The 24961-nt window shown below is 71.3% G+C and carries 26 protein-coding genes and 1 pseudogene; 19 read left to right on the top strand and 8 right to left on the bottom strand.

Annotation, left to right across the window (positions count from 1 at the left end; genetic code table 11):
- The first annotated feature begins 15 nt into the window (after positions 1-15).
- The gene (locus tag FLW16_RS17445) at positions 16-2169 is read left to right on the top strand and encodes a glycoside hydrolase family 6 protein (RefSeq protein WP_142561168.1); all 2154 of its coding nucleotides are present in this window, start codon (positions 16-18) and stop codon (positions 2167-2169) included.
- 15 nt (positions 2170-2184) lie between these two features.
- On the opposite strand, the gene FLW16_RS17440 is transcribed toward FLW16_RS17445, so the two are convergent.
- Together FLW16_RS17440 and FLW16_RS17435 are read right to left on the bottom strand one after the other, a co-directional pair.
- A complete protein-coding gene (locus FLW16_RS17440; protein WP_142561167.1) occupies positions 2185-4617 on the bottom strand; it encodes a DUF6185 family protein in 2433 nt (810 codons plus the stop codon).
- A gap of 116 nt (positions 4618-4733) precedes the next feature.
- Positions 4734-5702 (bottom strand): lytic murein transglycosylase, encoded by a 969-nt coding sequence (locus tag FLW16_RS17435; RefSeq protein ID WP_142561166.1) that lies wholly within the window; start codon positions 5700-5702, stop codon positions 4734-4736.
- A gap of 152 nt (positions 5703-5854) precedes the next feature.
- Between FLW16_RS17435 and FLW16_RS17430 the strand changes: the two genes are divergently transcribed.
- The 4 genes from FLW16_RS17430 to FLW16_RS17420 all read left to right on the top strand — a co-directional run bounded on the left by FLW16_RS17430 (position 5855) and on the right by FLW16_RS17420 (position 8797).
- Positions 5855-6982: a ThiF family adenylyltransferase gene (locus tag FLW16_RS17430; RefSeq protein ID WP_221891134.1), complete on the top strand. Its 1128-nt coding sequence runs from the start codon at positions 5855-5857 to the stop codon at positions 6980-6982.
- Positions 6983-7082: 100 nt separating this feature from the next.
- Entirely contained in the window at positions 7083-7208 is a 126-nt protein-coding gene (locus tag FLW16_RS45225; RefSeq protein ID WP_260615350.1) for a hypothetical protein, read from the top strand.
- A 35-nt stretch (positions 7209-7243) separates the two neighbouring features.
- Positions 7244-7522, top strand: coding sequence for a DUF6879 family protein (locus tag FLW16_RS17425; protein ID WP_142561165.1), 279 nt, complete (start codon positions 7244-7246; stop codon positions 7520-7522).
- 21 nt (positions 7523-7543) lie between these two features.
- Positions 7544-8797, top strand: coding sequence for a hypothetical protein (locus FLW16_RS17420; RefSeq protein ID WP_185949464.1), 1254 nt, complete (start codon positions 7544-7546; stop codon positions 8795-8797).
- Here FLW16_RS17420 and FLW16_RS17415 read toward each other — a convergent pair.
- A complete protein-coding gene (locus tag FLW16_RS17415) occupies positions 8782-9687 on the bottom strand; it encodes an NAD-dependent epimerase/dehydratase family protein (protein ID WP_142561164.1) in 906 nt (301 codons plus the stop codon). The genes FLW16_RS17420 and FLW16_RS17415 overlap by 16 nt on opposite strands.
- Positions 9688-9848: 161 nt before the next feature.
- On the opposite strand from FLW16_RS17415, the gene FLW16_RS17410 reads away from it, so the two are divergent.
- The 4 genes from FLW16_RS17410 (at position 9849) to FLW16_RS17395 (ending at position 12435) form a co-directional block, all read left to right on the top strand.
- Complete coding sequence (locus FLW16_RS17410) at positions 9849-10700, top strand: helix-turn-helix transcriptional regulator (protein WP_142561163.1); 852 nt, start codon at positions 9849-9851, stop codon at positions 10698-10700.
- 90 nt (positions 10701-10790) lie between these two features.
- Positions 10791-11219, top strand: coding sequence for a hypothetical protein (locus FLW16_RS17405; RefSeq protein WP_142561162.1), 429 nt, complete (start codon positions 10791-10793; stop codon positions 11217-11219).
- A gap of 11 nt (positions 11220-11230) precedes the next feature.
- Positions 11231-11446, top strand: a complete 216-nt coding sequence (locus tag FLW16_RS17400) for a helix-turn-helix transcriptional regulator (RefSeq protein ID WP_396686467.1) — start codon at positions 11231-11233, stop codon at positions 11444-11446.
- Positions 11443-12435, top strand: coding sequence for an NAD(P)-dependent alcohol dehydrogenase (locus FLW16_RS17395; RefSeq protein WP_142561160.1), 993 nt, complete (start codon positions 11443-11445; stop codon positions 12433-12435). The genes FLW16_RS17400 and FLW16_RS17395 overlap by 4 nt, the downstream gene beginning before the upstream one ends.
- Before the next feature lie 6 nt (positions 12436-12441).
- On the opposite strand, the gene FLW16_RS17390 is transcribed toward FLW16_RS17395, so the two are convergent.
- The gene (locus FLW16_RS17390; protein ID WP_142561159.1) at positions 12442-12843 is read right to left on the bottom strand and encodes a nuclear transport factor 2 family protein; all 402 of its coding nucleotides are present in this window, start codon (positions 12841-12843) and stop codon (positions 12442-12444) included.
- Positions 12844-12968: 125 nt separating this feature from the next.
- Here FLW16_RS17390 and FLW16_RS17385 point away from each other — a divergent pair, with 125 nt between their 5' ends.
- From FLW16_RS17385 to FLW16_RS17370, 4 genes are all read left to right on the top strand, one after another.
- Positions 12969-13553 carry a TetR/AcrR family transcriptional regulator gene (locus tag FLW16_RS17385; RefSeq protein ID WP_142561158.1) on the top strand — a complete coding sequence of 195 codons (585 nt, stop codon included), beginning with the start codon at positions 12969-12971 and terminating at the stop codon, positions 13551-13553.
- An 89-nt stretch (positions 13554-13642) separates the two neighbouring features.
- Positions 13643-14569 (top strand): SPFH domain-containing protein, encoded by a 927-nt coding sequence (locus FLW16_RS17380; RefSeq protein ID WP_142561157.1) that lies wholly within the window; start codon positions 13643-13645, stop codon positions 14567-14569.
- A 3-nt stretch (positions 14570-14572) separates the two neighbouring features.
- On the top strand, positions 14573-14812 hold the full coding sequence (locus FLW16_RS17375; protein ID WP_142561156.1) for a hypothetical protein: 240 nt from the start codon (positions 14573-14575) through the stop codon (positions 14810-14812).
- 16 nt (positions 14813-14828) lie between these two features.
- On the top strand, positions 14829-15455 hold the full coding sequence (locus tag FLW16_RS17370) for a GPP34 family phosphoprotein (protein ID WP_142561155.1): 627 nt from the start codon (positions 14829-14831) through the stop codon (positions 15453-15455).
- A gap of 206 nt (positions 15456-15661) precedes the next feature.
- On the opposite strand, the gene FLW16_RS17365 is transcribed toward FLW16_RS17370, so the two are convergent.
- Positions 15662-16798 carry a PrsW family intramembrane metalloprotease gene (locus FLW16_RS17365; protein WP_185949463.1) on the bottom strand — a complete coding sequence of 379 codons (1137 nt, stop codon included), beginning with the start codon at positions 16796-16798 and terminating at the stop codon, positions 15662-15664.
- Between the two features lie 169 nt (positions 16799-16967).
- Between FLW16_RS17365 and FLW16_RS17360 the strand changes: the two genes are divergently transcribed.
- A complete protein-coding gene (locus FLW16_RS17360; RefSeq protein ID WP_142561153.1) occupies positions 16968-17687 on the top strand; it encodes a MerR family transcriptional regulator in 720 nt (239 codons plus the stop codon).
- 237 nt (positions 17688-17924) lie between these two features.
- Here the strand turns inward: FLW16_RS17360 and FLW16_RS17355 are convergent, their stop codons facing one another.
- A complete protein-coding gene (locus tag FLW16_RS17355; protein WP_142561152.1) occupies positions 17925-18560 on the bottom strand; it encodes an HNH endonuclease family protein in 636 nt (211 codons plus the stop codon).
- 137 nt (positions 18561-18697) lie between these two features.
- On the opposite strand from FLW16_RS17355, the gene FLW16_RS17350 reads away from it, so the two are divergent.
- The gene (locus FLW16_RS17350) at positions 18698-19687 is read left to right on the top strand and encodes a pirin family protein (RefSeq protein ID WP_142561151.1); all 990 of its coding nucleotides are present in this window, start codon (positions 18698-18700) and stop codon (positions 19685-19687) included.
- Positions 19688-19771: 84 nt separating this feature from the next.
- Here FLW16_RS17350 and FLW16_RS17345 read toward each other — a convergent pair whose 3' ends face one another.
- Entirely contained in the window at positions 19772-20353 is a 582-nt protein-coding gene (locus tag FLW16_RS17345; protein ID WP_142561150.1) for a TetR/AcrR family transcriptional regulator, read from the bottom strand.
- 83 nt (positions 20354-20436) lie between these two features.
- Between FLW16_RS17345 and FLW16_RS17340 the strand changes: the two genes are divergently transcribed.
- The 4 genes from FLW16_RS17340 (at position 20437) to FLW16_RS17325 (ending at position 24750) form a co-directional block, all read left to right on the top strand.
- Positions 20437-21648: an FAD-dependent monooxygenase gene (locus FLW16_RS17340; protein WP_142561149.1), complete on the top strand. Its 1212-nt coding sequence runs from the start codon at positions 20437-20439 to the stop codon at positions 21646-21648.
- A 203-nt stretch (positions 21649-21851) separates the two neighbouring features.
- Positions 21852-22763, top strand: coding sequence for a WD40 repeat domain-containing protein (locus tag FLW16_RS17335; RefSeq protein ID WP_142561148.1), 912 nt, complete (start codon positions 21852-21854; stop codon positions 22761-22763).
- 70 nt (positions 22764-22833) lie between these two features.
- Positions 22834-23922 (top strand): hypothetical protein, encoded by a 1089-nt coding sequence (locus FLW16_RS17330; protein ID WP_142561147.1) that lies wholly within the window; start codon positions 22834-22836, stop codon positions 23920-23922.
- A 387-nt stretch (positions 23923-24309) separates the two neighbouring features.
- The gene (locus tag FLW16_RS17325) at positions 24310-24750 is read left to right on the top strand and encodes a MarR family winged helix-turn-helix transcriptional regulator (protein WP_185949462.1); all 441 of its coding nucleotides are present in this window, start codon (positions 24310-24312) and stop codon (positions 24748-24750) included.
- Positions 24751-24758: 8 nt separating this feature from the next.
- Here the strand turns inward: FLW16_RS17325 and FLW16_RS17320 are convergent.
- A pseudogene (locus FLW16_RS17320) lies at positions 24759-24961 on the bottom strand (IS5/IS1182 family transposase); the annotation flags it as partial.

Here is a 24961-nt window from a genome sequence, read left to right as displayed (position 1 = left end):
TGGAGACGATCGCCCATGCCCTTCGGCCACCATCGGTTCGCCCGCAGGATCCTGACGGCCGTCGCGGCCGTCGCCCCCGTCGCGGCTCTGGCCGCGACGGGACCGGTCCTGGGCACGACGTCCGCCGACGCCGCCGTCACCTGCCAGGTGACCTACACGAGCACCCAGTGGGGAACGAATTCTGGCGGTTTCACGGCCGGGATCACCGTCAGGAACACCGGCGAGGCGCTGACCGGCTGGAAACTGACGTTCACGTTCCCCGGCTCGCAGAAGCTCACGCAGGGCTGGTCGGCCCGGTGGACCCAGCTCGCCGACCGCGTCACCGCGCAGAACGAGCCCTGGAACGGCACGGTGGCGGCCGGCGGGTCCCTGCAGCTCGGGTTCGGCGGCACCTGGACCGGGAGCAACCCGCCGCCCACCGACTTCACCTTCAACGGGGTGCCCTGCCAGGTCATCGTGCCGGGCGCGTCGCCGAGCCCGTCCGCGAGTCCCAGCGCGAGCCCGTCCGCCGGTCCGAGCGCGAGCCCGTCGCCCGGCCCGCTGCGGATCGTCATCGAGCCCAAGACGGTCACCGTGCCCGAGGGAGGCACGGCGAGCGTCCAGGTGTGGCTCACCCGCAGGCCCGAGGGCACGGTGCGCATCGGCACCGCCAACATGTCCGGCGACAAGGACCTGACGATCGTCACCAACCCGTCCTTCACCCCGGACAACTGGAACGTCCCGCAGCCCCTCACCGTGGCCGCCGCCGAGGACGACGACACGGTGAACGGCAGCGCCACCTTCGACACGCGCAGCAGCCAGGCCACCGCGCCCAGCGCCGTGCTGTGGACCGCCACCGAGCAGGACAACGACACGGCGAGCCCGTCGCCGAGCCCCAGCCCGGGCGGGGACCTGCCGGTGGACAACCCGTTCCTCGGCGTCAAGGGGTACGTCGATCCGGACTGGGCGGCCGACGTCGAGTCCTCCGCCGTGAAGGTGGACGACGCGACCGCGCAGAAGATGCGCGGCCTGGAGAAGACGCCCACCGCGGTCTGGCTGAACCGGATCGCCGACGTCACCGGCGGCTCCGGGGTCACCCGCACGCTGAAGGACCACCTCGACACCGCCGTCGAGCAGGGCGCCGGATACGTCACCGTCGTCCTGCACGACCTGCCCGACCGCGACTGCCGCTCACGCGTCTCCGACGCCGAGCTGCACGAGCAGGACAACGGCCTCAACCGCTACAAGGCGGAGTTCGTGGACCCCGTCGCCGCGCTCCTGGCCAAGCCCGAGTATCGCAATCTGCGCGTCGCGGCCGTCATCGAGCCGCGGGCCCTGACCGACCTCACCGTGGGAGGCGCCCCGTACACCTACCCGTGTGAGCGCGCGGCGGGGTCGGGCGTGTACGTGATGGGCATCCGGTATGCCCTCGACACGCTGTCGCTGCTGCCCAACGTCTACACGTACATGGACGCGGGCAGCGCGGGCTGGGCCGGCTGGGAGTCGAACTTCACCGCGCTGGCGACCTCCATCACCGAGACCGTGCGCGGCACGACGAGGGGTCTGAGCAGCCTCACCGGCATCACCACGAACGTCGGGGACTACATCCCCCTCCAGGAGCCGTTCCTGACCGGCCCCGATCAGACCGTGAGCGGCCAGCCGATCAAGCAGAGCAGGTTCATCGACTGGAACCCCTACCTGAACGAACGGGACTACGCCCTCGCGATGCGCGCCGCCCTGATCACCAAGGGCTTGCCCGCCTCCCTGGGCGTGGTCGTCGACACCTCCCGCGACGGCTGGGGCGGACCGGCCCGGCCCACCGCGGTGAGCACCTCAAGCGACGTCAACACCTTCGTGGACCAGAGCCGCGTCGACCGGCGTCCCTCACGGGCCGCCGAGTGCAACCAGAACGGCGCGGGGCTGGGCGCCCGGCCGATCGCCGCTCCCGCTCCCGGCGTCGACGCCTACCTGTGGATCAAGCGGCCCGGCGAGTCGGACGGCGTCGGCGGACCGCTCCTGCCCGAGGGCTCCGACAGGCTGATCGACTACAGGTGCGACCCCAAGGGCTCCCTCACGCCCTGGTCGGACGGGTTCCGGCCGACCGGCGCCCTCCCCAACGCGCCGCTGGCGGGCGACTGGCACCACGAGCAGTTCGTGATGCTGGTGAACAACGCCTACCCCGCTCTCTGAGCCCGCAGTGAGTCCTCACTTGTCCACGCGGCCCAGGAGCACCTGCGCGTCGGCGCTTATCGGCGCCTGGGCCGAGGTGTCCACCTGTGAGGTGATGTCGATGCCGTTCCTGAGCTGACTCCACAGGCCGAGGATGGCCGCCGCCTGCGCGACGATGAGCGCGATCCCGCTGCCCGCCGTGCCGAGCCGGTAGACGACGGCCACGGGGGTGAGCCGCGACGCGAGGCCACCCGGGCGGGTCTGGAGGGTCCGCGCGTCCATGAGGACGGCGACGACGGTGAGCACCAGGAACAGCAGCAGCACCCGCACGAGCGAGCCGCGCACGGGGGCCTGGCCGATGACGTTGTTCAGCACGGCGTGGGCCCCCGTCGCCGCGGCGTACGCGAGGACCGGCACGACGCCCTTGAGGTAGCCGCGCCTGCCGGGCAGGCGACGCCACAGCGCGCCCAGTACGAAACCCGCCACCGGCCAGATCAGCAACCCGCCGATCAGGTCGCCGGCCAGGCCGTAGAAGCCGTTGGGATCGCCGAGCCGGTCGAGCCAGCCGTCGCGCCCCCTGCTGTCGGTGCTCCACGTGGCCCAGATCAGGAACACGGCGGCGGGCGCGCCGACGTAGGACGCGTAGCGGGCGGCGAGCCGCGCGTTCGCCCACCACGACGCGCCCGGGCCGCGCGACAGCGCCACGTCGAGCGGGCCGAGCCCGTCCTCCCTGTCGGGGTCGAGGCCGATCTCCATGCGGAGGCGGCGGATGCGGTCGACGACCGGCCCGATCTCCTTGGCGTGTTCCTCGTCGTCGATCTCCCCCGCCGCCCAGCGCCGCCGCAGTCCCTTCTCCCTCTCCTCCAGGTCCCGGTACTCGCTCACGATCATGGCGAGCCGGCGGCGTGACACGCCCGGGTCGGCGACCTCGGCCCGTCGCGCCAGCCGCAGCAGCAGGGGCAGTGCGGCCAGCCCCACGAGCCCCGCGAGCGGAAAGGGCATCCCCGCGTACGTGTTGAGCCACCTGATCGTGCCCACGACGAACAGGAACACCAGGAGCCACACGGTGGACGGCCCGACGGAGTCCGTACGCCGCCCGTGCAGGCGGAGCAGCAGCAGAAGCAGGAGCACCACCAGCGGCCACATCAGGTAGGAGAGGCCGCGCAACAGGAAATAGGGCGACGTCGCCTCGTCCGGCAGCCTGCTCCTGATCCGCAGGCTGACGACGGTCGCGTGGGCCACGTAGGCGAGGGTCAGCAGCGCGAGGCCGGGGACGCTCCAGCACAGCAGGACGCGCACGGCGCGCGGCGTCCTGCCCCGCACGCGGGCGGCCCGGACCGCGGTCGCCCACGCCGCCGCGGTGAGCAGCAGCGCGGTGACCACGACAGGAGACACCCACAGGGGTGCCTGTGGCTCGCTGTAAAGGGCGCGTGCGGCCAGGAGCGCCAGGGCGGCGGCGGCGGCGAGCACCGCGGTGACGAGCAGGGGGACTCCCCGCCGGAGGCCGGTGCGCGACAGCCCCCGCACCGCCAGGCAGAGCGGCGCGGCCACGACGAGGATCGCCAGCGTGTCCAGCACGCCGATCAGGGCGGCCAGGAACATCGTGCCGGTGAGCACGCCCACGACCAGCATCGTTTCCGCCGCCACGATCATTGCCAGGGCGCCGAGGGTGATCCGGATGAGGACGCGCTCGTCCCGGTCGGCCGAACGCCGATGGAGCAGCACGAGCAGTCCGGCCAGCAGCAGGTAGGGCAGCGCGAAGCCCAGGTAGGTCGCGATCAGGAGCACGTTCTGCCCCCGCAGGTCCACCCAGCGCTGGAACTCCGCCCGCGCGGACAACTGCAGAGCGACCTCGACGCGCGGCGGGGCGGCGTTGTCCCGCCAGACGTAGGTGCCGCCGGGCAGCACCTCCGACGGCAGGGGCGTCACGGTGCGCACCCGGGACTCCGGCGTCCTGACGACCACGGTCCGCCAGCGTGCCCCGGTCAGTCCGGAGGGCATGGCCCCGAACCCGGGCAGCAGCGTGACCGACCGGGTCCCGCCGGACGCACGGCTCGACCACAGCCCGGCGGTCTCCTGGCTCCACTGATCGTTGTCGTACAGCTCCAGCGGGTGGTCCTGCGTGCTCTGGACCACGACTTCGGTGCCGTCGGCCGACATCGTGACGCTCGGCGTACCGCCGTCCGTGCCGCCGTCCGGGAGCAGGCAGCCGACCGCGCTTCCGTCGCCGAGCAGGGCGGCGGCACCGGGCCAGTCACGAGGCACGCCGACCCGCGTCGTGCTCGTCATCACGGGGGTGTCGTGGCCGCGCTCCGCGACGGTCACGGACGTCTCCACCCACGAGGAGCGGGGCGGCCCGAACCCGCAGGCCGTGTCGTCCGCGAGCGCAGGACGCGGGTTCAGTGACAGCAGGCCGAGCACCGCCGCGATGAGCAGCGCCGCTTCGCGCAACAGCGCGATGGGCTTCATTCCGGCATCAGTCGTCAGCCGCCGCACAACCGACCTCCCGTATGCGATCGATCCCCCGAAGGATGAGTCGCACGGAAAGCGGCATTGGTTACGGATCCTCGCCTGCCGCCCTTCCGTCAGGGGCCGGTCAGGCGGCGCTCGCCCTTCGGAGTGATCACGTAGACCTGCCAGGTGTAGTAGGCGTAGTAGTTCCTAATGTCCCGCTTCATCTGGCGCGCGTGCAGCAGGACCGCGTCGACGTATGCCTGGGAGTGGTTGTAGGCGTACAGCGCGCGCCGGTAGTCGCCGGGCGCGCCCGACGCGTGGAGGTAGTTGGCCGCGGCGAGCAGGGCGTCGCCGGTGTCGTCGATGTCGCCGCCCATGCCGTACGCCTTCCAGGTGCCCGGCATGAACTGCATCGGCCCCTTGGCGCCCACGTAGCTCGGCGAGCGCACCCGCCCGAACTTGGTCTCCACGAGCATCACCGCCGCGAGCACCTCCCACTCGACGCCGAAGCGGCGCTCGGCGCGCCGGAAGTCGGCGAGCAGTGCGTCGGCGGGCTCAGGCGACTCGACCTTGATCTTTATGGGGCCGCTGACGGGATGGGCGAGGGAGAGCAGGTCGCGGATGGCCGTCACGTTGTCCCGCGCCCGCGAGGCCATGTCCTTCGGCAGTTTTCCGTAGGTGCGGGACGCGACCGTGGGATTGCGGGCGAGATAGCGGTAGACGCGCTGCTCGTAGAGGGACAGCAGGACCACGGGCTCGGGCGCCTCCCCCTTCGCGGGGTCGCCCGTACGCCTCCAGTCGTCGATCGCGTCACGCAGCCGCCCCGCCGTACGGGTGAGGGCGTCGGCCAGCCGCTTGGGGTCCTTGGGGATCGCCTCGTCCGGCGCGGGCAGGTCCCGTACGGACGGCTCCGGCCCCTGCGAACTCGCGGAGGGCCGTTCCGACGCGGGCAGGGTCACGCTCTCGCGGGGAGCGACAGAGGCGGCCTCGCCCGCTGCGCCTCCACATCCCGAGAGCGGGACGACCACGGCGGCGAGCGCGGCGGCCAGCATCGTGCGGCGCGGCATCGGCGGTGAGATCACGGCAGGCTGATCGTTCATCGTCCCCAACGTATGCCCAGCGGTGACGTTCCATGCCCTCTTCGTGGCGGAGCGGCGCCTCCGCGAGGCGGGAACGTTACGGCCGACCCCTTTTTCCTTCTTGCAGAAATAAGTGTTGACTCGCGCAGTTATCGCCCACTAATCGTCGTCACGTGCGACTGCCCCGCGTGAAATTCGAGCACCGGCCTCACCGATACGAGGACGGCACCATTCGCATCGGCGGCGAGATTTACGGGATCGCCGCCGAAATCGCGGACCCGTACGGCTGGGCGTGGACGGCCCTCACATTGATGGACGGCACGCGTTCTCGCGACGAGATCGCCGAACGGCTGCGTCTGGCCCATCCGGAGCTGCCGGACCCCGCGTCGATCGTCGAGCAACTGTCCTCCACCCGATATGTGGAGGACGCCGCGGCGGTGCCGCCCGGCGAGCTGAGCGAGCGCGAGCTCGACCGCTACAGCAGGAATCACGCGTTCTTCCGCACGGTCGACGTCGTGCCGCGCGGCCACGGCTGGGAGACCCAGCTCCGGCTGAAGTCCGCGCGGGTCGTGGTGCTCGGCCTCGGCGGCACGGGCTGCCACGCGGCCTGGGCGCTCGCCGCCGTCGGCGTCGGCGCGATCCACTGCGTGGATCCCGACCTGGTCGAGCTGTCCAACCTCAACCGCCAGGTGCTCTACGGCGAGGACGACGTGGGGCGCCCGAAGGCGGAGGCGGCCGTCGCCCGGCTGCGGACCGTCAACTCCGACATCTCCGTCACTGGAGCACGCCGCCACATCGGCAGCAGGCGCGAGCTGGACGACCTGATCGCGGGCTACGACGCGCTCGCCCTCTGCGCGGACCGGCCCACCGGGCACGGCATCAGAGTGTGGGCCAACCGTGCCTGCGCCGCCGCGAACATCCCCTGGGCGGGTGGCGGATACAACGGGCCGCTGGTCACCGTGGGGTGCTTCGCGCCGGGAGCGGGCGCCTGCTACGAGTGCCTGAGCAGCGGCGAGGAGGCGCGGCGCCGCCCCGGCACGCCCGTGCACCTCGGCGGGCCCGGCGTGATCGCCACCTCGGCGGGCGTGTCCGGCCAGCTCGTCGCCCACGCGCTGCTCGGGCTGCTGACCGGGGTGCCCGTGCCGCCGGTCGGCACCATCCAGGGGGTCAACCTGATCGCCGCGGACCACCACGTGTGGGTCCGGCATCCGCCTCGCCCCGGCTGCCCGGTGTGCGGGACCCGGGCCGGCGGATCGGAGCACAATTCCATGCGGCGAATGACCGAAATCGACGCCGGCTGAATGAACAAAAGAAAACCTTGACCGTCTCCGGTCAACGGACGAATCATGAACGGGTTCTCGCGAGAACATCCTTGTCCCCTCCCCTCCCGAGAGGAACCGGATGAACACGAACGAGCACGAGACCGAGCCCGTCGACGAGGCCGTCGTGCCGGTGAAGACGACGATCACCATCCGGCTGCTCGACAAGATCGAGACCACGACCAGCAGCAACAGCGTCGGCAACTGACGAAGCGCCGGCAGCCGGAACCCAGGGAGGGAAGGGTGGCGAACGCCGGCACCGTCTTCGTCGTGCTCGGCCCCGCGCTGCTCTACGAGGTGCGCTACGACGAGATCGGCGCACACGTGGGCGCCCGGCGGATCACCGATCCCGCTCTCGTCGGCCCCTGCCTGGCCGCGATCGAGGAACTCTACGGCCGGGGAGAGGACGTGCGGGCGTACGTCGAGCGGGAGGTCGCCCCGCTGCCGCCGCCCGTGATCTCCGACCGGACGCGCGACCTCCTGCCCGGCTGTTCGCACCGCACCGGGACCTTCCGCCCCTGACTCCGCGTCTGGAGGCCCGCGATGGGAGAGCCGACCGTGGTCCGGCTGCGCGACCTCGCGTTCCGGCAGGACGGCTCCCAGTGGATCGTCGGCCGCCCGGACGGGGACGCGTTCGTCGCCGTGCCGTACGAGGGGATGCGGGCCATCAGGCTGCTGTCGGCGGGCGCCACGGTCGAGGAGACGGAACGGCGGCTGCGGGCCGAGACCGGCGCGGAGCTCGACGTCCGCGGTTTCGTCCGCGCCCTGGGCGAGCTGGGCTTCCTTGAGGAGCCCGGCGGGCCGGCCGCCCCCGCCGCGCCGCCGACCTTTCCGTGGCTGCGCCCCGGGCACGTGCGGTGGACGCTGCACCCGCTGGCCCACCTGCTGGTCGCCGGCCTGATCGCCGCCGGGATCGCGACGGCGGTCGCGCGGCGGGAGACGCTGCCGGGCTGGCGCGACCTGCTGTGGAGCGAGCGCGGCACGCTCGTGCTCGCGTCGCAGATCGCGGTCGGCTGGATGCTGATCTTCCTGCACGAGATGGCCCACCTGTCGACCGCCAGGGCCGCCGGGGTGCCGGGCAGGATCCGGCTCGGCACCCGGCTGCAGTTCCTGGCCGTCCAGACCGAGGTGTCCGGCGTGTGGCTGGCAGGCCGGCGGGTCCGCCTGACGGTCTACCTCGCCGGGATGGCGACGGACGCGGCGGTCTGTTCCGCCGCGCTCCTCCTGACCGCCGTCCTGGGGCGCCATCCCGCGCTCTCGCTGGTCGCGCTGACCTCGCTCGGCATGCTGGCCACGCAGTTCCTCGTGTTCATGCGCACCGACGTCTACTTCCTGCTGCAGGACCTGAGCGGGTGCCGCAACATGTACGGCGACGCCTCCGCCTACGCCCGCCACCTGGCGCTGCGGCTGCTGCGCCGCCCCTCCTCCGACCCGATCGCCGGGCTGCCGCGCCGGGAGCGCCGCGCCCTCAGGGCGTACGCGGTGCTGCTGGTCGCGGGCACTGCGGCCTGTCTGGGAGTGGCGTTCGCGGTGACGGCGCCCGCGACGCTGACGCTGCTGTGCAGGGCGGTGGCCGCGCTGGCCGCCCCCGCCGGTCCGCTCGCCGAGCTGGACGCCGCGGTGGTGCTGCTGTCCGCGGTCGCGTTCCAGGCGCTCTGGGCGCGGGCCTGGTGGCGCAGGCACGGCCCGCGCGTACGGCGTGCCCTGTGTCTCAGCCCGCGCCCAAGACCGCGCCCAAGACCGCGCCTCGGACCGTGCCCGAGGACGGAACGAGCCGCCGATCAGGACCGCGCGTAGGAGCCGGTCGTCAACTCCTCGATCAGTCCGGGCCGCTCCGGGGCCCACCCGAACAGCCGTCGCGCCCGCGAGGCGTCCATCGGCGACGAACGGGTGAGCGCGCCGACGGCCGGCCCCATCGCGCCGACGGCCGGCCCCATCGCGGCGACCGCCTGCTCCAGCGTCAGCGACACGGCCTGGGCGCCGGTCAGACCGGCGACGGCCTCGGCGATCCGCCGGATCGGGGTCCGCTCGGCCGAGGCGGCGTTGACGACGACCCCGGGCTCGCGGTGCTCCAGCGCGGCGACGTACAGTGCCGCGAGGTCGTCGACGTGCACCGACGACCACTTGTTGGCGCCGTCGCCGATGTAGGGCACCATCCCGTTCTGCCTGCCGGCGCCGATGAGCCCCTGGAGCAGGCCCGACCCGCCGCGCCCGTAGACCAGCGCCGCCCGGATCACGGTGCCCGCCACATGGCCGGCCGCCAGGACCTGCCGCTCGCCGAGGACCTTGTACGGCTGCGCCGACGTCTCCGGGGTGACGGGGTGGTCCTCGTCCACGGTCGCGCCCTGCCGGTCCGGGTAGACAAGTCCCGTGCTGGTGTAGACGAACGCGCCGCCGTCGTCCAGGCCGCCCAGCAGCGCCGCGAGGGTGTCGCGCTCGATCTCGCCCATCTCGGGATCGGTGTAGTCCACGGCGGTGTGGACCACGGCCTCGGCCGCCGCGGCCGCGCCGCGCAGCACGTCGAGGTCTCGCAGGCTTCCGGGCACCGCCTTGGCGCCCAGCCCTTCGACCCGCTCGCGCGCGTTGTCCGAGCGGGCCAGGGCGACCACCTCGTGGCCGGCCCTGACGAGGTGCTCGGCCACGACTGCGCCGACGTAGCCGCTCGCACCGGTGATGAAGATCCGCATGATCGTGTGCCTTCCGTGAGGTCGGTGACCGGCGGAGCGTCCGTGTGCGCCGTCGGCCGGTGCCGACCTCACCGTCGCCCCGGGCCGTGCCGCACAACCAGGGACCAGGAGTCCTTGGCTATGCGGTCGGTGCAGTCGATTTCCGACGTACGGTCACAGGCATGGACAAGCTTGGCCTGGCGAAGTTCCTGCGTGGCAAGCGTGAGCAGGTCAGTCCCGCCGACGTCGGCCTGCCGGAGGGACGCCGCCGCCGCACCCCCGGGCTGCGGCGCGAGGAGGTCGCCCAGCTCGCGTACATCTCGGTGGACCACTACACGCGGCTGGAGCAGGCGCGGGGCCGGCACCCGTCACGGCGCGTGCTCGACGGGATCGCCCGCGCCCTGCGCCTGTCGGACCAGGAACGGGCCCACCTGTTCCACCTGGCCGGGGAGCGGGAGGAGAGCCGGTCCGCCGAGCCCGTACGCGAGGTGCGGCCGAGCACCCTGAACCTGCTCAACCGGCTGACCGACGCCGCCGCGATCGTCGTGGACGACACCTGCGCCGTGCTGGCCTGGAACCCGCTGGCCGCGGCCCTGTTCGAGGACTTCTCCGCGCTGGCGGGCCAGGAGCGCAACGTCATCCGGCGCTACTTCCTGCACCCCGACCCGGAGCGGCGGCACTACGGCATGGGCAGCCCGGAGCGGTTCGTCGTCACGGCGGTCAGCTACCTGCGCGTCGCCGTCACCCGTTATCCCGGCAGCCGCGAGCTGAGGAGCCTGGTCGAGGAGCTGCTGGCCGGGAGCGAGGAGTTCGCCCGCCTCTGGAACTCCCAGCGGTTCCACATCGAGCGGCACCTGCGCCAGACCGTGCGGCACCCGCGCGTCGGGCCGATCGAGCTGGACTTCGACGTGCTGACCGTGCCCGACCAGGAGCAGCAGGTGGTCATCTTCACCGCCGAGCCCGGGTCCCCGGCCTACGAGTCCCTGCAGTTCCTCAAGGTCATCGGCGCCGAGCAGGTGTCCGCCGGCGCCTGACCGCTGGCCATGTAAAAGATTCTGTACACGAGGTCAAAGATTCGCTACCTTGGTGATGTCAAAGATTTTGTACATCACAAGGAGCGGATCGTGACTCACATCGAAAAGCGCGCCTGGATCAGGCTGGTCGTCGCCGTGCTCGCCTACGCCGCGTACGTCGTCGCCGTCCTCAGACGGGCGGACGGAGGCCCGTTACCCGACGTGCCGTACACCGCCGCCCTGCTGTGGTCGGTCGGCGGGGCCATCGCCGCGTCGATCGTGGCCGAGATCGGGATGGCGATCGTCACCCCCGGGGCATCGAGGGTCGTCGACGTCCGCGACAGGGAGATCGGACGGCTCGGCGACCACACCGGTCAGGCGTTCGTCGTCCTCGGCGCGCTCGCGGCGATGCTCATGGCCGTGGCCGGGTGGGACCGGTTCTGGATCGCGAACGTGGTCTACCTCTGCTTCGTGCTGTCGGCGATCCTCGGCGGAATCACCAAGATCATCGTCTATCGCAGGAGCCTTCCGGAGTGGTGAAGCCCACACGCGTGACGAATCGCATCCGCGCGCTGCGGTTCGCCCACGACGAGATGACCCAGGCCGAACTCGCGGAACGCATCGGCGTGACCAGGCAGACCCTCATCGCCATCGAACAGGGGCGATACTCGCCGTCTCTGGAGATGGCATTCCGGATCGCCCGGGTGTTCGATGTTCCGCTCGACGACGTGTTCCAGTACCCCGACCTCCCGGAAGGAACGCCATGAGAGCCATCGTCCAGGACGCGTACGGCCCGGCGGACGTGCTCCGCCTGCGCGACGTCGACCGCCCCTCGATCGGCGACGAGGAGGTGCTCGTCGAGGTCCGCGCCGCCGCTGTGGACCCCGGCGTGTGGGTCCTCATGACCGGCCGGCCCTACCTCATGCGCCTCGCGGGCTTCGGGCTGCGCCGGCCCAAGGTCGCGGTCCGGGGCCGTGACGTGGCCGGAGTGGTGGCGGCCGTCGGCGCCCGTGTGACCCGCTTCCAGCCCGGCCAGGAGGTGTACGGCACCTGCGAGAGCGGCTCGTACGCCGAGTACGCGAGCGCGCGGCAGAGCAGGCTCGCGCCAAAGCCGGCCGGGCTCACGTTCGAGCAGGCCGCCGCGATACCCGTCTCGGGCATGACGGCGCTGCAGGCCGTCCGCGACGTCGCCCGCGTCCGGCCGGGACAGCGGGCGCTGGTCATCGGCGCGGCGGGGGGCGTGGGGTCGTTCGCCGTGCAGATCGCCAAGGCGTCCGGCGCGAGCGTCACCGGCGTGTGCTCGGCGGCGAAGGCCGGGCTCGTCCGGTCGCTCGGCGCCGACGACGTCATCGACTACGCCCGCGAGCAGATCGACCGCGACGGCGCACGTTATGACGTCGTGGTCGACACCGCCGGCAACCGGCCGCTGTCCCTGCTGCGGCGCGCCCTGACCCCGCGCGGGACGCTGGTGATCGTCGGCGGCGGGCACACGGCGTACCGCTTCACCGGGGGCATGGGACGCACGTTCCGGGCGCCACTGCTGTCGATGTTCACCGGGTCGATATTCAGGGGTCAGCGGCTGCGCCCGGTGATGAGCAGAGAGCGCGCCGAGCACCTGGAGGAACTCACGCGGCTCGTCGAGTCGGGCGCCGTCGCCCCCCTGATCGACCGCGTCTTTCCTCTGAGCGAGGCGCCCGACGCGATCCGCCATCTCATCGAAGGACACCCCGCCGGCAAGGTCGTCGTCACCGTGTGACCACCCTCAGGGAGTCAGGGGGATCCGGCGGGCGCGGACCGTCCGGTGACTGATCCGCCAGCCGTGGTCGCCGCGCACGAGCGTGTCCTCGTAGGTCACACTGCCCGTGGTCCCGTCGGCGTTGACCCCGAGGCCCTTCGACAGCGCCCGCGCCCGGCCGTCCGCCGCCTCCGTGACGACGATGTTGGTGACGTGATGGGCGACGGGGTTCGCCTCGCCCAGGGCGAGCGCGGCGTCGCGCAGCGCCGCAAGCCCGACGATCACCCCGCCGCCGAGATCGCTGACGTCGTAGACCACGCCGGGCACGAACACCTCGCGCAGGCCGTCGAAGTCGCCACCGTCCGTGAGGTGGCCGTGCAGGTTGATCAGGTCCGCGATGGCCGTGCGGTCATCGGCACTCAGGGTCATGGTCCTCCGCCGTCCGTCGAAATGGGGAGCTCCCCGGTTCGGGCTGCTACCGTAAACGGGGAGCTCCCCGGATAGCAAGGAACCCGGATGGCAAGGAACCCGGATGGCAAGGGAAGGGAGCGCGGATGACGTCGAGTGGTCCCGAGCCCGCGCGGCCCGGCCGTACGCGCAGGGCGGACGCCTCACGCAACGCCGCGCTGCTGCTCGCCGCCGCACGCGAACTCGTCGCCGATTCGGGGCCCGAGGTCGCGCTGGACGAGGTGGCCCGGCGAGCCGGCGTCGGCAACGCGACCCTGTATCGGCACTTCCCCACCCGGGCCGACCTGCTCGTCGCCGTGTACGCGGACGAGGTGGCGGAGTTGTGCCGCCAGGGCGCCGGCCTGCCGGCCGACGCGTCCCCGGCCGACGCGCTCTTCTCCTGGCTGGACGCGTTCGTCGTCCACGTCGCGACGAAGCGGCCGCTCGCCCTCGCGGCCACGGAGGGTCCCACCGGCCGTCGTAGCGCGTTGTTCGACCAGTGGCACACGTCGATCCACGCCACCGCGTCGGACCTGCTGGAACGAGCGCAGGACGCCGGTGCCGTACGGCCCGGACTCACCGTGACCGACCTGCTGGCCCTCGTCGGCGGCGCGGCACTCACCGCAACCGACGTGGCCCACGCCCGGCGGCTCACCGCGCTCCTGCGCGGCGGCCTGGAAACCGGCGTCTGAGGGTTCGGTCGCGGCTCGGGCGACCAGGTCGGGTCTGGCTAAAAGTGATATCACTTTGCTAGTGTCGTGCTAGACACCGAGGAGAAGACATGACAGACCTGCAGATCGCCGTCGACATGCCGGCCCCCCAGACCCACGAACGGACGGCGCGAGCGGTCTCGGGGTGGCCGATGCTGATCCTGGCCCTGATCGGCCTGCTGAGCCCGGCCGCGCTGATCCCCGTCGGAGCCGGCCTCGCGGCCGACGGCAGCGGCGGACCGGGAGTCGCCCTGATCGCCGCCGGGGTGTTGCTCTTCCTGGCGGCCCTCGTCGTCCTGACCGGGCTCACCGCGGTCGCTCCGGGTGAGGCGCGGGTGATCCAGCTGCTCGGCCGCTACGTGGGCACGGTCCGCACGCCCGGCCTCCGGTTCGTGGTGCCCTTCACGCAGAAGCGCCGGGTCTCGACCCGGATCCGCAACCACGAGACCGACGTCACCAAGGTCAACGACGCCGACGGCAACCCGATCGAGATGGCCGCCGTGGTGGTGTGGCAGGTCGAGGACACGGCGAAGGCCGTCTTCGAAGTCGACGACTTCGTGGAGTTCGTCGCCTTCCAGACCGAGACCGCGGTGCGTCACATCGCCGGCAGCTACCCGTACGACGGGCACGACGACATGCTGTCCCTGCGTCAGAACGCCGACGAGATCACCGGCCGCCTGTCGGCCGAGATCGAGGCCCGGGTGGCGTCGGCGGGAGTCAAGGTGATCGAGTCGCGCATCACCCGCCTGGCGTACGCTCCCGAGATCGCGCAGGCGATGCTGCGCCGCCAGCAGGCCGGAGCGGTCGTCGCGGCCCGCCAGCGGATCGTGGACGGCGCCGTCGGCATGGTCGAGGCCGCCCTGGCCCGCCTGGACGAGCACGACGTGATCGAGCTCGACGAGGAGCGCAAGGCCACCATGGTCAGCAACCTGCTCGTCGTCCTGTGCGGCGACCGCGACGTGCAGCCCGTGGTGAACACCGGCTCCCTGTACCACTAGACCGTGGCGACGGAAAGAAAGAGCATCCTGTTGCGGCTGGATCCGGCGGTGCACGACGCGCTGGCCCGCTGGGCCGGTGACGAGCTGCGCAGCACCAACGCCCAGATCGAGTTCCTGCTGCGCCGGGCGCTGTCGGAGGCGGGACGGCTCCCGGGCGACGCCGGCCGCATCCCCCGGCGCGGCCGGCCCCCCAAGAAGACCCCGCCTCCGGAAGCTCCCACCGCCGATCCACCCGACGACTGATAAGGAGGGCAGTCGCGTGGACGTTCCCGGCTCCCTGACGGCACAGCTCTACCTGCTGGCCTACGACCCCCGCAAGGAGCGGGTGGTGACGAACTACCGCTTCCCCTACCTGCTGCGCGCGGCCGCGCTCACCGACCTGCTGCTGACCGGCCGGATCGCCGACGACGGAGGCAAGGTGCGCGTGGTGTCGGAGGACCGGCTCGCCGACCCGGTCCTCGACGGCCTGCTGCACCAGATCGCCCGGTCAGGGCCCCGGCCATGGCGGCACTGGATCAGCAAGGACGGCCGCGCGACGGTCCGGGCGGTCCGCAACGAACTCGAGACGGGACGCTGGGTCAGGGTCGAACTGCGCCAGCCGTTCCTCGTCTTCAACAGGAGCCACGTCCGTGTACGCGACACGCGTGTGGTGAAACGGCTCACGGCGCAGGTCGCCACCGCTCTCACCGGCCCGGTCTCCCGGGTCGGCGACCGGGAGGCCGCCCTTGTCGGCCTGGCCGCCGCGGGAGAGCTCGGGACGATCCTCCCGCGGGCCAGACGACGGGCGCACAAGCAGCGCATCGCCCTGCTGTCCGAACGCGGCGGTCCGGCGGCCCCGGCCCTCCGCAAGGTCATCCAGCAGGCCCGCGCCGCGAGCGCCGGCTGACCTCGGAACGAATCGGGCTCCCGCCCGGGACAGGCCGGGCTTGTCTCGCTCGGCCTGACGCCCGAACCGAGGACGAACGATCGCGCTGGCCACGTCTTACGAACGGCACCCACGCATCTCTGTGCGCCGACGGTCAGCTTTGACGGCCCCCAGGCCACTCCAGGAGCCTCACGCCGCGTCCGCGCCGAACGTGACGGTGGGGGCGATCACCACCGCCGGTTCGGATGCGGGTAGCGGCGGCCCTGATGTGACAGGCCGCTTCGGGTCGTGAGTGCCTCAAGCATGTCTGCTCTCGCTGCGGCCGTCGCCCGCGTCTGCTCGTCGAGCCCTTCCCGGTCACCGGTGGACCGTGAACGGGCCGCCCGGATGCCGAGCGCGCTCGCCTCCGCCTGGTAGCGGCCGGTGGCGCGAGCCGCGGCTCGGCCCGAGCGGCGTCGGACGGCTCGCCTCCAGCGGCGGCGTTCTGCGAGGTTCGCGAGTGGTGTCACCTCTTCGGGAGCGACGTGGCCGTCGCGTGCCAGAGCCGGCAGGGCCGCGGCGATCACCTTGGCCTCGCGCTTGCGCAGCACCAGCGCCAGGACCAGCATCGTGAGGAACACCGGCACCATGACGGCGCCGTAGATCTTGTAGATCAGGAACGGATCGCTCCCGGCGAGCCCCGCCCAATCCCACGCGCCGTGCAGGACGATCGCGACGAGCAGCCCCGCGAGGGCGAGTCCGACGCGTGCGCCTCTGCCGCGCTTGTTCGCGGCTGCGGCGATGCCGAGTCCGAACACGGCGACCATGAGCGGGTGGAAGAACGGCACCATCACCACGCGCAGGAAGAAGCTGAATCCGAGCAGGGCGATGGCGTTGACGTCGGACCCGTCCGACGCGGCGAAGGTCGTGATGATGCGGCCGAAGTAGAGGACGTTCTCCGCGAACGAGAACCCCGCTCCGACGAGTCCGGCGTAGACGACGCCGTCGAGCAGGCCGGTGATCTGCCCGCGGCGGTACTTCAGCAGCCACACCAGGAACAGGCCCTTGAAGGTCTCCTCGGTGACAGGGGTGATCACCAGCGGGCGGAACCACGCGCCGAAGTCCGTGCCCATGGTGGTGTCGACGACGGCCTGGAGTCCTTGCTGCGACCAGATCGAGCAGAACGCAGCGAACGACGCTCCCCACGCGAACGCCGACACCAGGCGGTGCGGACGCTCAGGCTTCCAGCGGTCGAGCCAGAGGAACGCGCCTACGACCGGAAGGGTGACCAGGGCGGAAAGCGGCACACCGGTGGCCACCCCGCCCACGCCGACCTGCGTGACCACCCAGAGTACGGAGAGGAGCCACGCGGCTCCTGCCGACACGGGCCAGAGAGTCCGCACGCGGCTGCGCGCGGGTCTCGTCGATGTTCGCATTGCTGTGTTCCTTCGTCGGCACCTCGACGCCGCGGTGTGCGGTCGCCGGTCCAGGGGACACTGTGCCGTTGCGGCATACTCAAGTCGGCTGGTGGTGGAACGCGGGAAGGGGGCCGGCGTGAGCTGGAGCACGCGGGAAGTCGCGCAACTCGCCGGGACGACCCTGCGTACGGTCCGGCATTATCACGAGATCGGCCTGCTCGACGAACCGGAGCGACTGTCGAACGGCTACAAGATCTACCGCACCGAGCACCTCGTGCGGCTGCTGCAGATCCGCCGTCTCACCGGGCTCGGCTTCTCGCTCGCCGCGATCGCGGAGATGGAGGACGAACCGGAGCAGCTCGACGAAACCCTGCACGCCGTGGACGAGGAACTCGCCGCCACGATCGCGCGACTGGAGGAAGCGAGAGCGGAGATCGCGAAGCTGCGGGATCGGCCGGTACCGACCGACCTGCCCTTCGGCGTCTCGGCCGCGGCGACCGACGCGCGGCTGTCGCGGGCCGACCGGTCGCTGTTCGCCGTGCTCACCCAGGTGGTCGGCGACGACAACGCCCCGCACTGGCAGGCGCTCTTGCAGGACTTCGAGCGAGATGACGTGACCGACGAGTTCGACGCGCTCCCGCCGGACGCCGGCGAGGAGACCCGTGAGCGACTCGCGCGACACATCCTCCCGCAGATGATCGTCCTGAACGGGAAGCACCCGGCACCGCCCCGCACCGTCGAGCACGCGGCGGCCGGTCAGCAGGCGGCGACCGCCGCGATAATCAACGCCGTGCTCGATCTCTACAACCCGGCACAGCTCGACGTGCTCACGCGCATCTGGAAACAGCTGGGCTGATCCCAGGCCATCGATCGCCTCGCGCCGCCGTGGCGGCGCTGCTCGCCGCCCGTGTCCTGCAGACCGACGCCAATGCTCAAGAAGCGACAGCCGCGCACGTGAACGCGACGGGACAGCGCGGGGGATCTTGAACAGGGCGTGTTCATCATCGACGGCCTGACCGACATTCCAATCGGACGCGTCGAAAGCGACGATCCACGGCATCACCGCCCCCGGCGCCGGCGCCACCGGGTCCGTTCACCTGCCGCAGGTGCGGAGCATGTTGAGCAGGGCGACCTTCTCCGCACGGGTCACCAAGAGCCGGTAGTGGTGCTTCACGGTGATCCATGAGGTCGCGTAGCGGCACCAGTAGGCACGGCGCGGCGGACGCCAGCTCTGCGGTCCCTGGCCTCCCTTGGCCATGTTCACGGAGTGGCTCACGACGACAAGCTCGGGGCGGCTGAGGTCGTTGGCGAACGCCCGCCGCTTCGCCTGGCTCCATCTCTTGGCGCCGGAACGCCAGGCGTACGCCAGGGGAACGACGTGGTCGACGTCGACCTGCTTCACGCTCTTCAGCACCTTGCCGTCGTACGGGCTGCGCCAGACGCCCTTCACGGACTGGCACGTCCCGTTCCTCCGTACGCCCCGGCCCTGGCGGGCGAGAACCACCTCCCGCGCGTCGCACTCCCCCTTGTGGTGCGCCCAGCGCGGCTGGAACCGCCGGTGGCTGTAACCGCGAAGCGACAACGGCTTGGCGACCTTCAGCTGCGCCAGCATGCGGCGGGCCGGCGCCCCGGCGTCGGCCGCGGCCTGCGGAGCGATCGCGACAGCGGTGATCGGGAGGACCACAAGGGACAGTACGGCGACCTGGAAAGCACGGCTTATGGAGATCATGGTTCCACCCATACCAGTCTCTCCCCACCGGCCGTGACGATATGCGACGGGCGCACAACGATCCGCAGGCGGGAATGTCCGGCGATCTCGGGTGGTTCAAGGCGACGGAAGTTGAATATTCAATTAGGAGGGCGGCCATGCCCGCTGTCACCGCCGACACCCTGACGCTGCCACGCGTCGCCGCACCGGATCCCGCCGTCGCGGCACCACGCCCCGTTCGCTCGGTGACGACCGCGCCCAGCGGCTTCGAGGGTGAGGGCTTCCCCGTACGGCGCGCGTTCGCCGGAGTGCCGCAGTCGACGCTGGACCCGTTCATCCACATGGACCAGATGGGCGAGGTCGAGTACGCCCCAGGCGAGCCGAAGGGCACGCCGTGGCACCCGCACCGCGGCTTCGAGACCGTCACCTACATCATCGACGGCGTCTTCGAGCACCAGGACTCCAACGGAGGCGGCGGCACCATCACCAACGGCGACACCCAGTGGATGACCGCCGGGTCCGGCCTGCTGCACATCGAGAAGCCGCCGGAGCACCTGGTGGTCTCCGGCGGGCTCTTCCACGGCATCCAGCTGTGGGTGAACCTTCCTCGCGCGCACAAGTTCCACCTGCCCCGCTACCAGGACATCCGGGGGCGGGAGGCGGCGCTGCTCGCCTCCGCCGACGGCGGCGCGCTGCTCCGAGTGATCGCCGGGGAGCTGGACGGGCACGCCGGCCCGGGCGTCACGTTCACCCCGATCACGATGGTGCACGCGACCGTCAGCCCCGGGGCCCGGCTCGACCTGCCGTGGAACCCGGAGTTCAACGCCCTCGCCTACGTGCTGGCCGGTCAGGGCTCCGTGGGCGCCGAGCGGCGGCCGGTCCGCAAGGGGCAGCTCGCCGTCTTCGGCCCGGGTGGGTCGCTGACCCTCGCGGCGGACACCGCCCAGCCCCAGGCCGAGCCCAATCTGGAGGTGCTGCTGCTCGGCGGGCAGCCGATCCGCGAGCCGGTCGTGCACTACGGGCCGTTCGTGATGAACACCCGCGCCGAGATCATTCAGGCGATGGAGGACTACCAGGCGGGCCGCCTGGGCGTCATCCCCGCCGAGCGGGTTCCGCACACCGACGGACCCCTGACCGCGACGGACTGACACGCCCGTCGAAAGGCCGGCCGAGGAACGCGCCCACCCGCCGCTCGGCCGGCCTCGATCGGCGGAGCCACCGATTCCCGCCGGTCACTCCGTCCCGAGCCGCGCGCTGATCGTACGCAGGGCTTCGAGGAGATCGCCGGCCGACGGAGCCTGCTCCGGATCGACGAGCCACTGGGACGCCATCCCGCCGAGCAGTGCCTGGTAGAACGCGCCGACGGCCATCGCCTTGCGTTCGTCCGCGGCCGGATCCAGGTGTTCGAAGATCGCCGCCAGGCCCAGCTTCGCCTGCCGGTTGGCGATCGCGAACGCCTCGCGCAACTCCGGGAGCCGGTCCATCTGGGCGATGAGCTCGAACTGGATGGCCCACAGCGGTCTCATCCTGGCGAAGGACTCGATGATCCGCGTCCAGGTCGCCTCGAATCGCTGCGCGGGTGCGCCGTCGAGCGACGCGTCGGCGGCGAGAGTCTGCTCGATCTCCTTTCCCCATTCCTCCATCGCCTCGATGAGGGCCGCGTCGAGCAGGGCCTTCGTCGATCTGAAGTGATAGCCGATGGCGGCGAGGCTCGTGCCGGCGGCCGCCGCGATGTCACGCGCGGTGGTGCCGGAGTATCCCTTCTCCATCAGGCACCGCTTGGCGCCCGCGAGCAGATCTTCCCGGTTTCCCATGCTCAGAGCCTAGCCCATGTCGGCACAAATGTCTTGCACATCTGTACTAGACAAGTGATTGAGACGTTTGTACAGTTCGGGACATGACGAAGAACATCTTGATCTCCGGGGGAAGCGTCGCCGGCCTGACGCTGGCTTTCTGGCTCCGCGAGCACGGCTTCGCGGTGACCGTCGTCGAACGCGCGCCCTCGCTGCGGGACGGCGGCTACAAGATCGACATTCGGGGCGCGGCACTCGACGTCGCCGCCCGCATGGGGCTGCTGGACGAGGTGCGGCGGCACAGCACGGACATGCAGGTCGCACGCTTCGTCGACGCACGCGGCCGGCAGATCGGCACGATGAGCGCGCAACTGTTCGGCGGCCGCGAGGGCGACGACGTCGAGATCATGCGCGGCGACCTCACCCGGCTCCTGCACGCGGCGACCGGAGACGGCGTCGAGTACGTCTTCGACGATTCCATCACGGCTCTACGGGAGACCCCCGAAGGTGTGCGGGTCGCCTTCGCGAACAGCGCTCCGCGTACGTTCGACCTGGTGGTGGGCGCCGACGGCCTGCACTCCAACGTGCGCGCGCTGGCCTTCGGCGAGGAGTCCCGGTTCGTCCACGACCTCGGGCACTACATCTCGATCTTCACGGTGCCGAACCATCTCCGCCTGGACCGTACGGAGATGATGTATCCGGCACCGGGCAGAAGCACCGGGATGTACAGCACCGGGCGCGGTGACGACGCCAAGGCGATGTTCCTGTTCTCCTCGCCGCCCCTGGAGTACGACCGGCGGGACGCCGCCCAGCAGAAGAAGCTGCTCGCCGACCTGTTCTCCGGCCAGGGCTGGGAGGTTCCGCGCCTCCTCGACGCCATGGAGGACGCGCCGGACTTCTATCTGGACTCGATCAGCCAGGTGCGCATGGACCGCTGGTCGTCGGGCCGGGTGGCACTCGTGGGCGACGCCGCCTACGCGGCCTCACCCGCGTCCGGCCAGGGCACCAGCCTGGCCCTGGTCGGCGCCTACGTTCTCGCGGGCTGCCTCGCCGAGGCGGCGGGAGACCACGCCACGGGGTTCGCCGCCTACGAGCGCGAGATGCGGCACTTCGTGGAGGAGAACCAGAGGCTCGCCGCGAACAACCTCAAGGGCATGGTGCTGAAGTCCACGGCGCAGATCCGGTTCCAGATGCTGATGCTGCGGCTGATGCCGCATCTGCCGGGAAAGAACCGCATGATCGAGCGGGTCACCGAGCCCATCCGCAAGGCCGCGACCGCGATCACGATCAGGGATTACCGAACGCCGGCCTCGTAGCCGTGCACACCGTCATCCGCACGATCGCCATGAGCCCCGAGGCCGTCGTCAGCACGAGCGAGACCGGCATCAGCGGCGTACCGCTCGGCGAGCCGCGCCGCAGGAGGCGGAGGCGAAGGCGGAGGCGGAGGCGGAGGCGGAGGCGGAGGCGATGTAGTTTCAGGTCCGGCAACATTTCGGGGTCGTCCGGCATCTCACCCCGTATGAGATTGCGTACGGTTCTCGCGACACTTCTCCTGGCCGCCGTTCCGCTGAGCGGACAGCCCGCGGCGGCCGCCACGCCGGTCACGATCGCGTACGCCCAGCGGACGCAGACCTGGGAACTGGTGCTCACCAACGGAGACGTGGTGAAGGTGCCGGAAGCGCTCGCCGTGGCGCCCCGCGACGCGGTCAACGCCGGGGCGCGGGCGGCGTTCCTGATCAGCGGGGACGGCCGGCACTTCTTCTATTACCGCAAGTCGGACGGCCGGTTCGCCGAGCGGACTCTGCACGGCAAGGAAAGAGTGATCCGGGCCATCGAGGCGTACACGATCGGCGAGGAGTGGCCGTCGGTGTCGGGCGACGGCAGTTTCGTGGTCACCGGGACCTCGGCCCCGGGGCTGGGGGTCCTGGTGGACCTGCGGAAAGGCAAGACGTTGCCCCTGCCCGGAGGGACAGACTGGAGCTTCGGGGGGTTCAGCCCGGACAGCGAGCGACTGCTGCTGCAAGGAGCCGACGGGGGCCGGGTGACGGTGTTCGACCGGGGGCTGCGCACTCGGCTGCGGTCGAAGACGCGACTGTGGGCGACGGCCCTGGCGAACGACTATGTGACGGCGGCGGCGCCTGTCGGTTCGTGGCCCGAGTCTCGCAAGCTGCGCCTGCTCAACCTGCGCACCGGCAAGGCGAGCGGCACCATGACCGTGCGGTTGCCGCGGGGACAGCACATCGACGACCTCGACTTCGACAAGGCGGGACACCTGGTCGTCCGGTCCAAGACCAAGACGGGGGTGGCGGTCTACCGGGTCTCGAAGACGACCGGCAAGGCGACGCTGCTACGGAGGATGACCAGGCCTGACGCGAAGGTCTGGGTGCTCCCCGGGGACGACGAATACGAGCCGTGGACGGAGAAGAAGTGAGTCCGACCCTCACCCGCGTGAACGGACGCCCTCTCCCAGACGTCGTACTGGTGAGCGAGAGGGGAGCATCGTGCGTACCGTATTCGTCTCGGTGGCGGCGCTCGGGCTGGCGTGCATGCCGGCCGTGGCGGCCTCAGGCGTGACCGACCAGGGCCGCCAGGCCGGGGAGAGCGCCCCGGCGTGGCGGCTGACCAGGGTGAACACACTGCCCGGCGACGACGTCCTCAACGACGTGACGGCCCTGGGCAACGGGTCGGTGTGGGCGGCCGGTCACCGGGTCGTGAACGGCAGGCAGCGGGGCCTGGTCCAGTGGTTCGACGGCGGATCGTGGAAGGTGATCCCCGGCGCCCCGCCGTACGAGCTGAAGGCCGTGACCGCCACCTCGAACAGGGACGTATGGGTCTTCGGCCCGGGGAAGGCCGCTCGGTGGAACGGCCGCGCGTGGACCACCGCCTCGCTCGGCAGCGGCTTCTCCGCGACGGACGCCGACGGAACGGGCGCGAAGGACGTCTGGGCGGTCGCCGAGTCCTCGGCCTCGGCGAGGCACTGGAACGGGTCCTCGTGGAAGAGCGTCCGGCTGCCGGCCCGCGCCGCCGCCGTCGACGCGTACAAGGCCGGTGACGTCTGGGCGGCGGGGACCAAGGGCGACCATCCCGCGATCATTCGCTGGAACGGAAGGTCCTGGGCGCCGGCGCCCACGCCCGCGATCAAGCTGCCCGCCCCCGACGCCGCCGCGGTCCTCAACGACATCGCCGCCGTGGGCCCCCGCAACGTGTGGGCCGTCGGCGGGATCAGCTGGGAAGGCGCCGACGACGAAGGTGACGACGTGACCTACAGCCGCACCCTGGTCATGCGCTGGAACGGCAGCTCATGGACCACCTCGATCGGCGCTACCAACGCGCAGCCGTACACGGAGGTGGAGCCCGACGGCAAGGGCGGCGTGTGGGTCGTACAGGGCAACTGGAACCCCACTCTGTGGCACGTCACGGGTTCGGCGTGGCGGAGCACCCCGGTCCCGCGGAAGGCCGGCACCGACGCCGTCCTGTTCTCGATCGCGCGCAGGCCCGGGACGACGACGGTGTGGGGCGCGGGGTTCACCGTGCCACAGGGCGACCCCGACGACCCCTCGGCCGACGGCACGTTCTGGCGTACGCGCTGACCGGCTGGAATCGCCACACCGCGAACCGGTAGGAGTGGCCGAAGGCGGAGAGGTGGGCATGCGGCGGAGCGAGTCCCTCATCGCGCGGGGCGTCCTGGCGCTGACTGTCGCGGCCGCCGCCTTCGGCTCGGCGTGCTCGGCCGGCCGATCGCACGGGCTTCGCCGTCGGTCTCGCCCAGGACGCGGCCCCCGGAGACGTCGGTCAGGTCATCCAGGTCGATCCCGGCTCGGACACGGTCGTCGTACGGCTCGGACGGAACGTTCCGGGAGACCGATACGGACCCGCAGAAACCGCCGAAGTAGTGACCACGGCCCTCGTGAAGTCCTGAAGGCCGGCGAACTAATCGTTCAGAGTTCAAATGGTATTGAGACGGTAGCATTGGAGGAATGAACGCCGTCACGCTGACGTCCACTCTGGCCTTCCGGCTCGGCGCACTGGGGGCCGTGATGACCGAGCGGTTCTCGGCCCGCCTGGCCGCCCACGGCCTCAAGCCCAAGCACGTGGGGCTGCTGGCGCTGCTGGAGACTGGAACGGCGACCTCTCAGCTCGACATCGCCAAGCTCATGAACGTGGCGCCCAGCCTGGTGGTGTCGCTGGCCGACCGCCTGGAGGAGCTCGGCGCCGTACGGCGCGAACGTGACCCCATGGACCGGCGCAGGCAGACGCTCGCGCTGACCGAAGAGGGCCGGGAGCTGCTGGCCACGTGCACCGCGGCGGCGGCCGAACTCGACGCGGAACTGACCGACGGCCTCAGCCCGGAGGAGACAGAGGCACTGCGGAGCGTTCTGGGCACACTGGCCCGCCGCAACGGCCTGCCCGCCGACTAGGGCCTGTCTCAAAGCCTGGTGAGCCAGTCGTTGATGGCGGTTATGTGGATGGCGGCTTGGTAGCGGACGGCGAGTTTGTCGTATCTGGTTGCGATGGCGCGGTGGCGTTTGAGCCGGTTGATGCCGCATTCCACAGCATGACGGGCGCGGTAGTCGTGGGCATCGAAGGCGAAGGGTCGACCGCCGCGGCTGCCCCGCCGCAGGCGCGCGG

Source organism: Microbispora sp. KK1-11, from assembly GCF_006874435.1.
Lineage (GTDB): Bacteria > Actinomycetota > Actinomycetes > Streptosporangiales > Streptosporangiaceae > Microbispora > Microbispora catharanthi.
Note: the sequence above shows the minus strand (reverse complement) of the source record. Positions and strands in the feature narration are given on the sequence as shown.

Excerpts from the sequence above, each read along its gene's own strand:
- FLW16_RS17445 (WP_142561168.1), top strand. The coding sequence starts at position 16 with ATGCCCTTCGGCCACCATCGGTTCGCCCGCAGGATCCTGACGGCCGTC.
- FLW16_RS17440 (WP_142561167.1), bottom strand. The coding sequence starts at position 4,617 with ATGAAGCCCATCGCGCTGTTGCGCGAAGCGGCGCTGCTCATCGCGGCG.
- FLW16_RS17435 (WP_142561166.1), bottom strand. The coding sequence starts at position 5,702 with ATGAACGATCAGCCTGCCGTGATCTCACCGCCGATGCCGCGCCGCACG.
- FLW16_RS45225 (WP_260615350.1), top strand. The coding sequence starts at position 7,083 with ATGAACACGAACGAGCACGAGACCGAGCCCGTCGACGAGGCCGTCGTG.
- FLW16_RS17420 (WP_185949464.1), top strand. The coding sequence starts at position 7,544 with ATGGGAGAGCCGACCGTGGTCCGGCTGCGCGACCTCGCGTTCCGGCAG.
- FLW16_RS17415 (WP_142561164.1), bottom strand. The coding sequence starts at position 9,687 with ATGCGGATCTTCATCACCGGTGCGAGCGGCTACGTCGGCGCAGTCGTG.
- FLW16_RS17410 (WP_142561163.1), top strand. The coding sequence starts at position 9,849 with ATGGACAAGCTTGGCCTGGCGAAGTTCCTGCGTGGCAAGCGTGAGCAG.
- FLW16_RS17395 (WP_142561160.1), top strand. The coding sequence starts at position 11,443 with ATGAGAGCCATCGTCCAGGACGCGTACGGCCCGGCGGACGTGCTCCGC.
- FLW16_RS17390 (WP_142561159.1), bottom strand. The coding sequence starts at position 12,843 with ATGACCCTGAGTGCCGATGACCGCACGGCCATCGCGGACCTGATCAAC.
- FLW16_RS17385 (WP_142561158.1), top strand. The coding sequence starts at position 12,969 with ATGACGTCGAGTGGTCCCGAGCCCGCGCGGCCCGGCCGTACGCGCAGG.
- FLW16_RS17380 (WP_142561157.1), top strand. The coding sequence starts at position 13,643 with ATGACAGACCTGCAGATCGCCGTCGACATGCCGGCCCCCCAGACCCAC.
- FLW16_RS17355 (WP_142561152.1), bottom strand. The coding sequence starts at position 18,560 with ATGATCTCCATAAGCCGTGCTTTCCAGGTCGCCGTACTGTCCCTTGTG.
- FLW16_RS17350 (WP_142561151.1), top strand. The coding sequence starts at position 18,698 with ATGCCCGCTGTCACCGCCGACACCCTGACGCTGCCACGCGTCGCCGCA.
- FLW16_RS17345 (WP_142561150.1), bottom strand. The coding sequence starts at position 20,353 with ATGGGAAACCGGGAAGATCTGCTCGCGGGCGCCAAGCGGTGCCTGATG.
- FLW16_RS17340 (WP_142561149.1), top strand. The coding sequence starts at position 20,437 with ATGACGAAGAACATCTTGATCTCCGGGGGAAGCGTCGCCGGCCTGACG.
- FLW16_RS17335 (WP_142561148.1), top strand. The coding sequence starts at position 21,852 with ATGAGATTGCGTACGGTTCTCGCGACACTTCTCCTGGCCGCCGTTCCG.
- FLW16_RS17325 (WP_185949462.1), top strand. The coding sequence starts at position 24,310 with ATGAACGCCGTCACGCTGACGTCCACTCTGGCCTTCCGGCTCGGCGCA.